The organism is Eubacterium limosum (assembly GCF_000807675.2).
In the GTDB taxonomy this organism is placed as follows: Bacteria; Bacillota; Clostridia; order Eubacteriales; family Eubacteriaceae; genus Eubacterium; species Eubacterium limosum.
This window is the reverse complement of the sequence record NZ_CP019962.1, coordinates 1,532,340-1,548,954: the sequence shown is the minus strand read 5'-3', so window position 1 is coordinate 1,548,954 and position 16,615 is coordinate 1,532,340. Positions and strand designations below refer to the sequence as shown.

At 47.8% G+C, this 16,615-nt stretch carries 7 protein-coding genes and 2 rRNA genes; all 9 read right to left on the bottom strand.

Annotated features, from left to right (window positions below):
• Positions 1–79: 79 nt before the first annotated feature.
• A 23S ribosomal RNA gene (locus B2M23_RS07130) occupies positions 80–2,943 on the bottom strand.
• Between the two features lie 211 nt (positions 2,944–3,154).
• A 16S ribosomal RNA gene (locus B2M23_RS07125) occupies positions 3,155–4,677 on the bottom strand.
• The 16S and 23S rRNA genes sit together here, the layout of an rRNA operon.
• 451 nt (positions 4,678–5,128) lie before the next feature.
• The gene (gene lysS, locus B2M23_RS07120; RefSeq protein ID WP_038353653.1) at positions 5,129–6,595 is read right to left on the bottom strand and encodes a lysine--tRNA ligase; all 1,467 of its coding nucleotides are present in this window, start codon (positions 6,593–6,595) and stop codon (positions 5,129–5,131) included.
• 9 nt (positions 6,596–6,604) lie between these two features.
• Positions 6,605–7,090, bottom strand: a complete 486-nt coding sequence (greA, locus tag B2M23_RS07115) for a transcription elongation factor GreA (protein WP_038353654.1) — start codon at positions 7,088–7,090, stop codon at positions 6,605–6,607.
• Between the two features lie 200 nt (positions 7,091–7,290).
• Complete coding sequence (gene carB, locus B2M23_RS07110) at positions 7,291–10,497, bottom strand: carbamoyl-phosphate synthase large subunit (protein WP_038353655.1); 3,207 nt, start codon at positions 10,495–10,497, stop codon at positions 7,291–7,293.
• Entirely contained in the window at positions 10,488–11,600 is a 1,113-nt protein-coding gene (gene carA / locus B2M23_RS07105) for a glutamine-hydrolyzing carbamoyl-phosphate synthase small subunit (RefSeq protein WP_038353656.1), read from the bottom strand. The genes carB and carA overlap by 10 nt, the downstream gene beginning before the upstream one ends.
• A 90-nt stretch (positions 11,601–11,690) precedes the next feature.
• Positions 11,691–12,956, bottom strand: coding sequence for an adenylosuccinate synthase (locus B2M23_RS07100; RefSeq protein WP_038353657.1), 1,266 nt, complete (start codon positions 12,954–12,956; stop codon positions 11,691–11,693).
• A 310-nt stretch (positions 12,957–13,266) separates the two neighbouring features.
• Positions 13,267–15,624 carry a preprotein translocase subunit SecA gene (gene secA, locus B2M23_RS07095; RefSeq protein WP_052237419.1) on the bottom strand — a complete coding sequence of 786 codons (2,358 nt, stop codon included), beginning with the start codon at positions 15,622–15,624 and terminating at the stop codon, positions 13,267–13,269.
• Positions 15,625–15,665: 41 nt separating this feature from the next.
• Positions 15,666–16,547 carry a leucine-rich repeat domain-containing protein gene (locus B2M23_RS07090; RefSeq protein ID WP_052237420.1) on the bottom strand — a complete coding sequence of 294 codons (882 nt, stop codon included), beginning with the start codon at positions 16,545–16,547 and terminating at the stop codon, positions 15,666–15,668.
• Positions 16,548–16,615: the final 68 nt, after the last annotated feature.

Sequence of the window (16,615 nt, the reverse complement as noted above, 5' to 3'; positions counted from 1 at the left end):
TCAATCTTGCGTTTTTATTCGGTTGTTTTTGGTCACTCAAAACAACATAAAGGAAAAGAGTTTTTCAAAATGTCTTGATGGGATCAAGACCTCGGCCGATTAGTACTGGTCAGCTCCATACATTGCTGCACTTCCACCTCCAGCCTATCTACCTGGTCGTCTTCCAGAGGCCTTACTTCTTTCGAATGAGATATCTTATCTTAAGGGGGGCTTCGTGCTTAGATGCCTTCAGCACTTATCCCTTCCAAACTTAGCTACCCAGCGATGCTCCTGGCGGAACAACTGGTGCACCAGCGGTTTGTCCATTCCGGTCCTCTCGTACTAGGAACAGCTCCTTTCAAATATCTTACGCCCACGACGGATAGGGACCGAACTGTCTCACGACGTTCTGAACCCAGCTCGCGTGCCTCTTTAATGGGCGAACAGCCCAACCCTTGGGACCTGCTTCAGCCCCAGGATGAGACGAGCCGACATCGAGGTGCCAAACCTCCCCGTCGATGTGGACTCTTGGGGGAGATAAGCCTGTTATCCCCGAGGTAGCTTTTATCCGTTGAGCGATGGCCCTTCCACTCGGAACCACCGGATCACTAAGCCCGACTTTCGTCTCTGCTCGAGATGTCTCTCTCGCAGTCAATCACCCTTCTGCCTTTGCACTCTTACAGATGGTTTCCAACCATCCTGAGGGTAACTTTGGGCGCCTCCGATACTTTTTAGGAGGCGACCGCCCCAGTCAAACTGCCCATCTGACACTGTCCGCTTGCCGGATTACGGCAACGCGTTAGAATTCCAATATAACAAGAGTGGTATCCCAACAATGGCTCGGCACACACTGGCGTGCATGCTTCTCTGCCTCCCACCTATCCTGTACATGTTATATCAAAACTCAATGCCAGACTACAGTAAAGCTCTACGGGGTCTTTCCGTCCTGTCGCGGGTAACTCGCATCTTCACGAGTACTACAATTTCACCGGGTGTGTTGTCGAGACAGCGCTCAAATCGTTACGCCTTTCGTGCGGGTCAGAACTTACCTGACAAGGAATTTCGCTACCTTAGGACCGTTATAGTTACGGCCGCCGTTTACTGGGGCTTAAGTTCGCACCTTCGCTTACGCTAAGCACTCCCCTTAACCTTCCAGCACCGGGCAGGCGTCAGCCCCTATACGTCATCTTTCGATTTAGCAGAGACCTGTGTTTTTGCTAAACAGTCGCTTGAGCCTCTTCTCTGCGGCCCCCAAAGGGGCACTCCTTCTCCCGAAGTTACGGAGTCATTTTGCCGAGTTCCTTAACAACACTTCTCCCGCTCATCTTAGGATTCTCTCCTCGCCTACCTGTGTCGGTTTACGGTACGGGTACCTCTTTGCTCGATAGAAGCTTTTCTTGACAGCGTGAAATCGGCGACTTCCCTACTTATTTTTCGTTCCGCATCACAGCTTGACCTTATGCAATGGGGGATTTGCCTCCCGCTGCAGTCTCACTGCTTGCCCCGGCTCTTCCAACGGCCGGGTTCGCTTATCCTTCTGTGTCACTCCATTTCTCAAACGCATTGAGGTAGTACTGGAATTTCAACCAGTTGTCCATCGCCTACGTCTTTTGACCTCGGCTTAGGCCCCGACTAACCCTGAGCGGACGAGCCTTCCTCAGGAAACCTTGGGCTTTCGATGGTGAAGATTCTCACTTCACTTTCGCTACTCATGCCAACATTCTCTCTTCTCTTAAGTCCACCATCCCTTACGAAATGGCTTCGCCCCTAAGAGATTGCTCCCCTACCACTGTACCTTGCGGTACAATCCATCGCTTCGGTGCCTGATTTTAGCCCCGTTCATTTTCGGCGCACCACCACTCGACCAGTGAGCTATTACGCACTCTTTAAATGTATGGCTGCTTCTAAGCCAACATCCTGGTTGTTTGTGCAGTGACACATCCTTTCCCACTTAATCAGTACTTGGGGACCTTAGCGGATGGTCTGGGCTGTTTCCCTTTTGACAATGAAACTTATCTCCCACTGTCTGACTGCCCTGTTAAAATGCACGGCATTCGGAGTTTGATATGGTTCGGTAAGCTTGACGCCCCCTACCCAATTCAGTGCTCTACCTCCGTCATTCATCACAGAACGCTAGCCCTAAAGCTATTTCGGGGAGAACCAGCTATCTCCGTGTTCGATTGGAATTTCACCCCTATCCACAACTCATCCAAGCCTTTTTCAACAGACACTGGTTCGGGCCTCCACTTGGTTTTACCCAAGCTTCACCCTGGTCATGGATAGATCACACGGTTTCGGGTCTACAGCATGCAACTATGGCGCCCTATTCAGACTCGCTTTCGCTTCGGCTCCGCACCTGAAGTGCTTAACCTCGCTACATACCGTAACTCGTTGGCCCGTTCTACAAAAAGCACACTGTCACTTGCGCTCCAGCTGCTTGTAAGCACAGGGTTTCAGTTTCTATTTCACTCCCCTCCCGGGGTTCTTTTCACCTTTCCCTCACGGTACTTTCCGCTATCGGTCACTGGGTAGTATTTAGCCTTGGGGGGTGGGCCCCCCATCTTCCCACAGGGTTTCACGTGTCCCGTGGTACTCCTCGAATCTCCTCATCTCGGCTTTTCGCATACGCGCGTCTTACGCTCTTTGCGGGGCCTTCCCATGCCCTTCTGCTAAACGGAAATGATTGATGGATTCTGGGCTCTTCCTCGTTCGCTCGCCGCTACTTAAGGAATCGATGTTTCTTTCTTTTCCTCCGGGTACTAAGATGTTTCAGTTCCCCGGGTTCCCTCCGTTAAGCTATGGATTCACTTAACGGTGACGGCCCTTCTGACCGCCGGGTTTCCCCATTCGGACACCCACGTCTCAACGGATATGTGCTCCTAAACGTGGCTTTTCGCAGCTTGTCGCGTCCTTCTTCGGCTCCCAGTGCCAAGGCATTCACCCTGTGCTCTTTGTTTCTTGATCTCCACGAATGCTTTCGCATTTCGTTTTGTTTTCTTTTGTTCTCTTTCTGAGCTCAAAAGAATGTTGTTTTTGAAATTGCATTTATTAAGAAGTTTTTTTACTTTGTTTAATATTTGCTCTTTACTCTTTTTTCTTTATGTTGTTTTCAATGACCAATGTATGACTTTGGGTCATACAAAAGAAAATAGTACCATGACTTCCTGTTCCCTAGAAAGGAGGTGATCCAGCCGCACCTTCCGATACGGCTACCTTGTTACGACTTCACCCCAATTACTAGCCCCACCTTCGACTGCTGAGTCCTTGCGGTTCTCTCACAGGCTTCGGGTGTTGCCAACTCTCGTGGTGTGACGGGCGGTGTGTACAAGACCCGGGAACGCATTCACCGCGGCATTCTGATCCGCGATTACTAGCAACTCCAACTTCATGCAGGCGAGTTGCAGCCTGCAATCCGAACTGGGATCTGTTTTAAGGGATTTGCTTCACCTCGCGGCTTCGCGGCCCTCTGTTCAGACCATTGTAGCACGTGTGTAGCCCAGGTCATAAGGGGCATGATGATTTGACGTCGTCCCCACCTTCCTCCGTATTGTCTACGGCAGTCCCTCTAGAGTGCCCAACTTAATGCTGGCAACTAAAGGCAGGGGTTGCGCTCGTTGCGGGACTTAACCCAACATCTCACGACACGAGCTGACGACAACCATGCACCACCTGTCTCTCTGTTCCCGAAGGAAACTTCCTATCTCTAGGCTCGTCAGAGGATGTCAAGACCTGGTAAGGTTCTTCGCGTTGCTTCGAATTAAACCACATGCTCCGCTGCTTGTGCGGGTCCCCGTCAATTCCTTTGAGTTTCAACCTTGCGGTCGTACTCCCCAGGCGGAATGCTTATTGTGTTAACTGCGGCACTGAGTTTCCCCAACACCTAGCATTCATCGTTTACGGCGTGGACTACCAGGGTATCTAATCCTGTTCGCTCCCCACGCTTTCGCACCTCAGCGTCAGTATTTGTCCAGCAAGCCGCCTTCGCCACTGGTGTTCCTCCTAATATCTACGCATTTCACCGCTACACTAGGAATTCCACTTGCCTCTCCAATACTCAAGTCTACCAGTTTCCAATGCACTTCACCGGTTGAGCCGGTACCTTTCACATCAGACTTAATAGACCGCCTACGCGCCCTTTACGCCCAGTCATTCCGGACAACGCTTGTCCCCTACGTATTACCGCGGCTGCTGGCACGTAGTTAGCCGGGACTTCCTCATTGGGTACCGTCATTCTTCTTCCCCAATAACAGAGCTTTACGATCCGAAAACCTTCTTCACTCACGCGGTATTGCTGCGTCAGGGTTGCCCCCATTGCGCAATATTCCCCACTGCTGCCTCCCGTAGGAGTCTGGACCGTGTCTCAGTTCCAGTGTGACCGTTCGCCCTCTCAGACCGGTTACCCATCGTCGCCTTGGTGGGCTGTTATCTCACCAACTAGCTAATGGGACGCGGGTCCATCCTATGGCACCGGAGTTTTCATGATCTTGCCATGCGACAAAACCATAATATAAGGCTTTACTCCCAGTTTCCCGAGGCTATTCCTTTCCATAGGGCAGGTTACCCACGCGTTACTCACCCGTTCGCCACTTTCCAGTTCTAATGTCACCCGAAGGATCCATCAAAACCTTCTCGTTCGACTTGCATGTGTTAAGCATACCGCCAGCGTTCGTCCTGAGCCAGGATCAAACTCTCAATAAATAGTTTTATCGTTAGCCTTTCGGCTTCTTGATCTGGTTCATTTGATGATTTTTTGAAGTGTTCATCCCACTTGCGTTTTTATCCTTTGCTGATTCTCATCAGCTGGAATTTCAGGTTTTATGGTACTATTCTCTTTTCTATGACCCTTACAGCTCTGCGCTGTAATCGTTGTTCGTTTTCTCAAGCGAACTCCTTTATTATACCGCGTCGTTTTCGTTCTGTCAAGCACTTTTTAAAATTTATTTTTTAAATTTCTCAAGCGCCGGACTGAAATCCCCGCGGTGCTGTGCTCTCCGAGACAGCTTACTTAGTATACCCCGGACCTTACCCTTTGTCAAGCGCTTTTTAACATTTATTTTAATCTTTTTTGATTTTATTTTAACCTAGCCATTTTATATGGTTCTAACATTAAAAAAAGACCGGCAATTCTGCCAGTCCTTTAGTCTTTTCATTAATCATCCAGTGGCTTCATGGTTGGGAAAAGGATAACGTCTCGGATACTGTGCTGTCCTGTAAACAGCATAACCAGACGGTCAATACCGATTCCAAGGCCACCTGTAGGCGGAAGGCCCACTTCCAGCGCATTGATAAAGTCTGCGTCGTACGGATGCGCTTCATCATCGCCATCAGCCTTTTTCTGCACCTGTGCCTCAAAACGACCTTTCTGGTCAATGGGGTCATTGAGCTCAGAGAACGCATTGGCACATTCGGCGCCGTTGATAAACAGCTCGAAACGCTGGGTATATCTTGGATCGGTGGGTTCACGTTTAGATAAAGGTGAAATTTCTACCGGATGCATGGTTACAAAGGTAGGCTGAATCAGCTTATCTTCCACATATTCATCAAAAACTTCGGCGATGATTTCGCCGATGGAGTGTTTGTCTTCTACGTCTACATGCAGCTTTTTCGCCGCTTCCTGTGCTTCTGCCAGATCTGTCATAACATCAAAATTGACTCCGGTGTGTTCTTCAACTAAATCTACCATTCTTGCACGTTTGAAAGGTGCTGCCAATGAAATATCATGTCCTTCGTATTCCACGGTATCCGTATCAAGGATTTCTTTTGCCAAAAATCCATACAACGCCTCTACCATATTCATAACATCATCATAATCCGCATAGGCTTCGTAGGTTTCAAGCAGGGTGAACTCTGGATTATGGGTCGCGTCCATACCCTCATTACGGAACACACGGCTCAGTTCATATACTTTATCAAATCCGCCGACAATCAGGCGCTTAAGGGGTAATTCCAGAGCGATACGCATATAAAGCGGAATATCCAGAGCGTTATGATGGGTCACAAAGGGGCGGGCATTGGCACCGCCTGCCAGATTGTATAAAACCGGTGTTTCTACTTCGATAAAGCCACGGTTATCTAAAAACTCACGTATCTTGCGGATAATCTGAGAACGCAGGATAAAAACATTCTTAACTTCAGGATTTACAATCAAATCGACATAACGCTGGCGGTAGCGCAGCTCAGTATCCTTTAACCCATGATATTTTTCTGGTAAAATCTGAAGAGATTTGCTGAGCAGCGTCAGTTCCTTTACGCGAACCGAAATCTGTCCCTTCTGTGTTTTGAACACCTCGCCTTTAATGCCGACAATATCGCCGATGTCATAGGTTTTGATTTCATCATAATTTTCCAGCAAATCCTTCTTTAAGAACATCTGGATTTTTCCAGTGCTGTCCTGAAGGTCATAAAAACCAACCTTTCCCTGGCCTCTTTTAGACATGATACGGCCTGCCATGGAAACAGGCTTTTCTTCATAGGCCTCAAAGTTTTCATTGACATCATCTGCGTATGCAGTTACGTCATAACGTGTCATCTCGAAGGGGTTCTTTCCTTCCTCCTGAAGCTTCTTCAGCTTTTCACGCCTGACAGCTAGTACTTCACTTAAATTTTCTTCGCTCACTGGGCTCTCCTATCTTCTGATATCTAAAATTTCATACTGAACTTCACCATCCGGAATCGGGATGGTCACCACCTGCCCGACTTTGGCGCCAATCAAGCCTCTGCCAACGGGTGATTCGTTCGATAATTTATTCTGTATAATGTCGGATTCTGCTGACCCGACAATTTTATATTCTTCGGTATCGCCAAACTCAAGATCTTTCACCTTAACAATGCTGCCGACACCAACATCCTCGGTATGAATGTCATTATCATCAATGACCTTAACCTTTTTAATTTTGGCTTCAAGTTCAGAAATTTCGCCTTCTACGAAGCCCTGTTCGGATTTCGCTTCATCATACTCGGCGTTTTCACTCAAATCGCCATATTCTCTGGCCGTTTTAATACGTGCCGCAACTTCGTAACGTTTAACGGTTTTTAAGTACTCTAAACGTTTCTTTAAATTATCAAGACCCTCCTGGGTCATTACTAATTCTTCATTCAAGTGATCAGTCATTTTTGTTTCCCCTTTATTTTGTACAGAATGTATTTGATTCCATACGTATTACTTAAAATCATGTTTGATATTATAATTTTTTTAGACGATTCTGTCAAGTCAACAATTCGATTTTACGTCTTTTGTATACAACTTTACGGATATTATCGAAAAACCACCTGAAACAGGTGGCTTTTCGGACTGTTTGATTCAATATTTCACTAAATTGTATTGATGTCTACCAGGTCAATATCGGCCATTGTTTTATTGGATTCCAAACAGTTCAGCAAAGCTCTGGCCGTATCGAGAGAGGTCAGCAGGCTGATGGAGCTTTCAACAGCCTTTCTTCGCATCTTAACCTCATCCTGTTCTGGCTGACGGCCTTTTGTAGAGGTAGAGATAACATAGGTTACCTTACCACTTTCTAAAAGATCGCCAATGTTAGGCGCTTTCTCTGCCATACGCTTAACAACCTTTGCCGGCACATTATTTTCATTGAGTACCAGCGCAGTGCCGACAGTCGCGAAGATTTTAAAGCCCATTTCATGGAAACGGCGTCCGATATCCACAATTTCGTCCTTATCGCGGTCACGCACGGTCAGAAGCACCCCGCCGGTGCGTTCCATTTTATAACCGGCGGCTACAAGCCCTTTGTAGACAGCGTCCTCAAATTTCTTTCCGACACCCAGAACCTCACCGGTTGATTTCATTTCTGGTCCAAGCTGGGTATCGACATCCTGGAGCTTCGCAAAGCTGAATACCGGTACCTTGACAGCCACGCAGTCTTTAACCGGATGAAGGCCGGAGGTGTAGCCCATTTCCTTTAAGGTTGCCCCCATCATGATCCGGGTTGCAAGGTTAACCATTGGAATATCGGTCACCTTAGAGATATATGGTACTGTTCTTGAAGAGCGCGGATTTACCTCGATGACATAAACTTCTCCCTCATAGACAACGTACTGGATATTTACAAGGCCAATAACATGAAGCTCTTTGGCGAGCTTGCCTGTATAATCAATGATCGTATCCTTAATTTCCTGAGACAGTGTCTGCGGCGGATAAACCGAGATCGAGTCCCCGGAGTGAACACCGGCTTTTTCAATATGCTCCATGATCCCCGGGATCAGGTAATCTGTTCCGTCACAGATCGCATCGACCTCTACCTCTGTACCCATGAGGTACTTATCGATTAGCACAGGATTTTCAAGCTCATGTTCCGTAATAATGTTCATGTACTCCACAACATCGGCTTCTTCATAGGCGATGATCATATTCTGACCGCCGAGCACATAGGATGGACGCAAGAGTACAGGGAAGCCCAGCCGTTCTGCCACTTTTACAGCTTCTTCGGTTGTATAGACGGTTTCTCCCTTTGGTCTCGGGATAGCGCAGCGTTCCAGCAGATCATCGAAGAGTTCGCGGTCTTCAGCGGCGTCGATGTATTTAGGGTCTGTCCCCAGGATACCGACGTTAATTTCATCCAAATGTTTTGTCAGCTTAATGGCTGTCTGACCACCGAACTGGACGATGGCGCCGTCAGGCTTCTCCGTCTCTACGATTGAGCGCACATCCTCTGCTGTCAAAGGCTCAAAATACAGACGGTCTGAGGTATCAAAGTCTGTCGATACGGTTTCCGGATTGTTGTTGACGATAATCGCCTCATAGCCCAACTCTTTTAAGGCCCAGGCACAATGTACAGAGCAGTAGTCAAACTCAATCCCCTGACCGATACGGATCGGACCAGAGCCGAATACAAGGATCTTCTTTTTATCATTCTTGTGCTCATCCAGGAAAATTTCCGTTTCATTTTCTTTATCCATCGTAGAATAGAAATAAGGTGTTTCAGCCTTAAATTCTCCGGCACAGGTGTCAACCATTTTAAAGGAAGCATACTGTCTGCCTGTCGGAATCTTTTCACCGGTCAGCCGCTCAATGGTGGAATCCATAAAGCCAAGCTCACGGGCAACCGCCAGACGTTCCATACCGCGTTCGTCGCTCAGGCCTTTTTCGCGGAGGTCGCGTTCCATCACTGCCAGGTGGCGGAGCTTGTCGAGGAACCACATATCAATCTGGGTGGCTTCCCAGATTTTTTCCATATCCAGTCCTCGGTACAGGGCTTCGTAGACAACGAAGCAGCGTTCATCATCCTTACGGCCGACCGCTTCCATGATTTCATCATCCGGCGCCTCACGGTATTTTTCTACGCTCAGGGTATCAAAGCCCAGCTCAACCGAACGAACGGCTTTCATCATCGCCTGCTCAAAGCTGTTACCGATGGACATAATTTCACCGGTTGCCTTCATCTGTGTACCCAAGGTACGCTTGGCGTAAACAAATTTATCGAACGGCCATCTCGGGAATTTAACAACAATGTAGTCGATGACTGGTTCAAAGCAGGCCGGTGTTTTGCCTGTGATGTCATTCATAATTTCATCCAATGAGAAGCCCACAGCGATAAGCGATGCGATCTTGGCGATCGGGTAGCCGGTTGCCTTTGAAGCCAGCGCTGAAGAACGGGAAACTCTCGGATTTACCTCGATAACCGCGTAATTGAAATTTTCCGGGTCCAGTGCGAACTGGCAGTTACAGCCGCCCTCTACACCCAGAGCAGAAATGATCTTAAGGGCAGAGGTTCTGAGCATCTGGTATTCCTTGTCGCTCAATGTCTGGCATGGCGCTACGACGATGGAGTCGCCTGTGTGGATGCCGACTGGGTCAAAGTTTTCCATGGAGCAGACCGTGATGACATTCCCCTTACTGTCACGCATGACTTCAAATTCGATTTCCTTCCAGCCTGAAATGCCACGTTCAACCAAAATCTGGGTGATCGGCGATAAGCGCAGGCCGTTGGTGGCAATTTCATGAAGCTGCTCTGGATTATCGGCAATCCCGCCGCCGGTTCCGCCCAAGGTAAAGGCCGGACGGACAATGACAGGATAGCCCATGGTAGAGGCAAAATCCAGGGCATCATCAACCGTTGTAACAACCTTTGAAGGAATGACGGGTTCTCCGATTTCCTTCATCATGTCCTTAAACTCCTGGCGGTCCTCTGCCTTGTCGATGGTCTCAACGTTCGCGCCCAGCAGTTTAACGTTATGTTCGTCTAAAAAGCCTTCCTTTGCAAGCTGCATGGATAAGGTCAGACCGGTCTGTCCGCCAAGGGTAGAAAGGATACTGTCTGGTTTTTCCAGCAGAATAACCCGTTTAACGACGTCCAGCGTCAATGGCTCAATATAAATTTTATCGGCCATGGCCTTATCGGTCATGATGGTGGCCGGGTTTGAGTTGATGAGAATAACCTCAAGGCCAACTGCCTTCAAGGCCTTACAGGCCTGAGTACCGGCATAGTCAAATTCTGCCGCCTGGCCAATCACGATCGGGCCAGACCCGATGACAAGTACACGCTTAATATCATTTCTTAAAGGCATCCCTGTTGTCCCCTTTCCATTAAATCCGAAAAACGTTCAAATAAATATCCTGTATCATTGGGGCCTGCGCTGGCCTCCGGATGAAACTGCACTGTAAAAGCCGGAATGTTTTTATAGGCAATCCCCTCGCAGCTGCCATCATTCATATTGACATGAGAGATCGTTCCCACATCCTCTGGAATACTTTCAACGGCATAGCCATGGTTCTGGCTGGTAATAAAGACCCGATCCTTAGATAAATCCTTAACCGGCTGGTTCAGCCCGCGGTGTCCGTATTTCATTTTGCGGGTTGTCCCACCCATTGCCAGCGCCAGCAGCTGATGTCCCAGACAGATGCCAAAGATCGGTTTTCCATATGCGATAAAGTCCTGAATGTTTTTAATGATTTCCACATTATCTTCAGGGTTGCCAGGTCCGTTGCTCAGCATGATACCGTCCGGATTCAGTCTTCGGATGTCATCGACTGTCGAGCTGGCCGGCATAACCGTCACATTACAGCCCTGCTGCAAAAGCATTCTGAGAATATTATGCTTGTATCCGTAATCCATAAGCGCCACATGGTTCGCGCGGTTTTCACGGGTATAGAACCATCCCTTTTTCTTCTGGGTTACAACCTGTACTGGATTGACAACCTTATAACTTCTGATCTGCTCCAGCAACTCCTCTTTTTTCTCGTATACATCCTCAGTGGTAATGGCGCCGTTCATAGTACCGAACTCGCGGATCTTGCGTGTCAGCGCGCGGGTATCAATATCCCAGATACCGATTTTCCCCTGCTTTACAAGAAAATCATTGATGGTGGCTGTGGTTCTGAAGTTTGATGGTTCTTCGCACCATTCCTTTACAATGTAGCCATTTACCCAGCTCTTTTCAGACTCCATGTCGTCGTTATTGACCCCATAATTTCCAATAAGCGGATAAGTCTGAAGCACGATCTGTCCATAATAGGACGGGTCTGTCAGGACTTCCTGATACCCGGTCATCCCGGTTGTAAAGACAATCTCCCCAATGGTGGTGCCTTCGCAGCCGAAATTGTAGCCTTCGTAAACCGTTCCGTCCGACAGCAAAATGTAGGCGCGCTTGTCACGTTTAAAATAAGACATTTTCTCCTCCTCTATTTTTCCTTCAACTTTTATACTTACAAAAAGAGAATAATGCAGGCAGCATTATCCTCTTTAAAATATTTCGTTTCCCTAAACAGCTAACTCTTCGCGATCTGGGCCAACGCCGACGTAACCAACAGTGGTTCCGACCAGCTCTTCAATTGTCTTAATATATTTTTTCGCATTTTCCGGCAAGTCTTCAAGCCTCCGGATTTCTTTTGTGGAACACATCCAGCCCGGCAGTGTTTCATAAACCGGTTTTACACGTTCCAGTTCTTCGGTGTTCGGGAAATAGTCAATGACCTCACCATCCAGCTCATAGGCAACACACACCTTAATTTCCGGAAGGTTATCCAACTTATCAATTTTGCACAATGCCAACGTATCAAATCCGTTGATTAAATTTGTATATTTAAGCACCGGGATATCTAACCAGCCCAAACGTCTGGAACGTCCGGTTCTGGCCCCGAACTCATCATCCGGTTTGTCTCCGGTTCCCCGGATCAGGTCAATGTCCCCTTCAAATTCCTCTGTCGGGAAAGGCCCTGCTCCTACAGCGCTTGAAAAGGCCTTGGCTACACCGATAACACGATCAATTTTTTTAGCCGAAAAGCCGCCGCTTACAGCCGCATAAGCCGCTGTTGGATTAGACGATGTCACATAGGGATAAATCCCCAGATCAATATCCTTCATGGCAGCCAGCTGGCCTTCAAATAATATATTCTTACCAGCATCAATATAGCTGTGCAGGTAACGGATCGGATCCACAATCATGGATGCAAAGCGCTCTGCCCATTTCTCACATTTTTTATAGAGAAAATCGACCGTATAATCCTCAGCGCCATAGGCCCTCATCTGATTGTTGATAACCGGCAGAATGGCCTCCAGCTTCTTTCTTGCAGAATTTAAATTGAGCAAATCCTCAAAACGCAGATTTTTGCGCAAAGCTTTATAAGAATAAGCCTGGCCAATCCCGCGTTTGGTGGTGCCAATACCACCAGCTGCTTCCATCAGCTCATCCAGTTTCTGATGATACGGCATTAAAACATGAGCCTTACCGGAAATTTTCAGTCCGCTCATTTCAACGTCAGCATCTTCAATCTGTTTGATTTCATCTTCCAGAACATCCGGATTCACCACTGTACCTGTACCGATCAAGCACTCTCCGCCTTCATTAAAAATACCGCTTGGAATCAAATGCAGCTTGAACACACCGTGCTCGTTGATAACCGTATGTCCGGCGTTATCGCCGCCCTGAAAACGGACGATCAGATCACAGTCCTTTGACAGGTAGTCAATCATCTTGCCCTTACCTTCGTCGCCCCACTGTGCTCCAACTAATACAGAAATTGACATTGTATCATTCCTTCCTCAATATAAGAAGCAGCTCCTTATATCATTCGATTCATTTGCATATTCATACATATTTTATGCATCTCTTTTAAGACCGCACATATTATACCACATAATTTTTTCCTTGTCTCTAAAAACCTCTCAAAATCTGAGCCTTAAGACAATTTTGAAAACATTTAATATGGTCTGCTGAGAATTTCCTGTCGGTTATTCTGAAAAATGGTACTGCATAGATATTTGTTTATCCGTTCGGCAGCCTGTTTTTTCGTTGTCCGTTCTATACTTATGGACCTTATGGACTTGAAACCAAAAATCAATATGATCTGTCTGCAATGGTCATGTCCGCCTGGCAGCGCAGCAGCATTCTGATTGTATTCTCTTGAATTTCCTGAACCATCTCGTCAAACATCGCGAAGCCTTCCTTTGTATATTCCTTTACCGGATCATTCTGTCCATAGCTTCTCAGGCCGATTCCCTGCTTTAGCTGGTCCATATTATCGATGTGATCCATCCAGGCCATGTCTACCGTCTTTAAAAGGATCTCCCTCTCAAGCGCATCCCGTTTTTTTCTGCCGAGCGCTGCTGAGAGCTTTTCCAAATGGGCGTTAAAAAGAACTGAGATTTCCTGTTCCAGCGCTTCGCGGCTTTCAAGAATGTCGACAAAGCAAAAATCAGTCTCCGGGAAAAAGGACTTGCCAAAGGCTTCCTTCAGCCCCTCAATGTCCCAATGGTCGGCGATCGGGCCACTCATAAAAATATCCAGTACCGATTCAAAAATACGCTGCCCCATGGAAAGGATCTGGTCGTGTATCTCCTCGCCGTCCAAAACCTTCTGGCGCTGATTATAGATGATCTCACGCTGCCGGTTCATAACATTATCATATTTCAAAACGTTTTTGCGGTCGTCAAAATTCTTGCTTTCTAGTTTTTTCTGGGCGTTTTCTATTCCTTTTGTCAACATTTTACTGGTGATGGCTTCGCCCTCCTGGAGGTCAATGGCCTCGCTCAGCTTCTTAATCCGTTCATCCCCGAATATCCTCAGCAGCGGGTCCTCCAGAGATAAATAAAAGCGGGACTCTCCCGGATCACCCTGACGCCCCGAACGCCCTCTCAGCTGATTGTCGATCCGCCTGCTCTCATGCCTTTCTGTTCCAATAACGTATAAACCCCCGAGTTTCCGAGCGGCTTCGTCCAGGCCAATGTCTGTACCCCGGCCGGCCATATTGGTCGAAATCGTCACAGCGCCTGCCTGACCGGCCTTTGAAATAATTTCAGCCTCCAGCTCGTGATACTTTGCATTCAGCACTGTGTGCTCAATCCCTTCTCTTTGAAGATAGCCGCTGAGCTCCTCTGATTTTTCAATGGACACTGTACCGATCAGAACGGGCTGCCCCTTTTGATGGCGCTTAAGGACATCCTTGGTCACCGCTTTAAATTTTGCAGCCTCGGTCGCGTATATCTCATCCTCATGATCGATCCTGATCATGGGCTTATTAGTGGGAATTGTAATCACATTAAGATTATAAATAGAGGAAAACTCATCCTCCTCTGTTTTGGCTGTACCGGTCATTCCTGCCAGCTTGTCAAACATACGAAAATAATTTTGAAAAGTGATCGTTGCAATGGTCTGTGTTTCGGCATTGACCTGCACGTTTTCCTTTGCCTCGATGGCCTGGTGCAAGCCGTCCGAAAACCGGCGTCCCGGCATGGTGCGCCCTGTAAACTCATCTATAATCACTACCTCGCCGCCGGCCACAATGTAGTCCTTGTCCAGCTGCATCATCTTATGGGCATAGAGCGCCTTGTTAATGCAGTGAAAAAGCTCCATATTGACAATGTCGGCAAGGTTGTCAACACTGAAGAACATCTCTGCCCGCCGGATTCCCGTTTCTGTCAATTGGACAGACTTCAGCTTTTCGTCCTTTTCATAATCCTCTTTCTTCAGCATTTTGACAAAACGGTTGGCAAGGCGGTAAAGCTTACTTTCAGGCTCGCCAGGGGCCGCGATAATAAGCGGCGTCCGCGCTTCATCGACCAGCACACTGTCTACCTCGTCAATAATCGCATAATGGAGGCCCCGCTGAACCTGGCCGTCAAGACTCAAGGCCATGTTGTCTCTCAGGTAATCAAAGCCAAACTCATTGTTCGTGCCATAAACCACATCAGCAGCATATGCCTGCCTCTTTTCCTCCGAAGATTGTCCGCTGATGACAAGACCGACTCTTAGTCCCAGGAACTCATGGATTTTACCCATGAGCTCCCGGTCACGCCTTGCCAGATAATCGTTGACCGTCACCACAAAGACACCTTTTCCCTCAAGAGCGTTGAGGTAAGTTGGCAGGGCAGCCACCAGTGTTTTCCCCTCACCGGTTTTCATTTCTGCGATATTCCCTTCGTGCAGCACCAGCCCGCCGATGAGCTGAACCAGAAAGGGCTTAAGACCGATGGCCCGATACGCCGCTTCTCTTACCACCGCAAAGGCCTCTACAATCAAATGGTCCACCGTCTCCCCGTTTTTGAGCCTTTCCCGGAATACATGCGTTTTATTCCTGAGGGCGTTGTCGCTAAGGGACGCGGTCTCACTTTCCAGTGCCAATATCTTATCTGCTGTTTTCTGAAGCCTTTTTACATCACGCTTGGATGGGTCAAAAATCTGATTTAAAGCCGTCAAAATACTTCTCCTTTGTCAATGTGATTCTACTTTCTGACCGGTCAGTCTAGATACTCTGTCTTGTATTGGAATTCCTTACAATAGGCATCAACCTTTGAATTTCTTTTGCAATGCACCACCGTATTGCCTCTGTTAAAAAGCCAGTCCCCCATGACCTCAGGATCGTGTAAAAGCACCACCTTTTTAAGCCTTGGACACCCGTGAAAGGCCCACTTCTCAATTTTCCTGACACTTTCGGGAATATGGATACTTTCGAGGCATTTGCACTTTAAAAACGCGCTGTCCCCAATCGTCACCAACCCATCAGGAAGTGCCACCGATTGAAAAGAACAGTTCACAAAAGCCTCACGCCCGATTATTTTCAGGCCTGGCGGCAGGGTTACCTCCTGCAGATGCTTACAGCCATAAAAGGTCCGAAAGGCAATCATCTCAATCTGCTGAGGAATGGCAACCTCCTGGAGATTGTCACAGTCAATAAAAGCATTCTCTCCGATATCCTCGAGGGACTCGGGCAGCTCAATACTCTTCAAAGCCCGGCAGAGCTTAAAGGTTCTTGGCCGGATAACCTTGAGGGTTTTTGGAAGATTGATCTCACGCAGCTTCCGGCATTCCATAAAAGCCGCCTCTCCAATCTCCTGCACCGTACCCGGCATACTGACAGACACCAGCTGCGTGCAGCCCCGGAATGCGTTTTCTCCAATCGACATAACCGAGGCAGCGAGCTCCAGCCGGTGGATTTTTGTGATATTCATGCAGGCCTTTGGCCCAACACTTCGATACTCGCTCCCGATGACCAGGTGCTTAACCTTATTCTGCCTGGCAATATCTGCTGTATAAGCGTTCTTGCTCTGGTGGCTTAATTTAGGGGGACGCCGCCGTGAGATATGCTTCCTTTGATTTGTGCTTTTTATACTTTCTGCCATTTCATTTCCTTCCTCTATAAAATAAAGAGCCAAGGATACCGACGCCAATACGGCACCTCTCTCTAAGT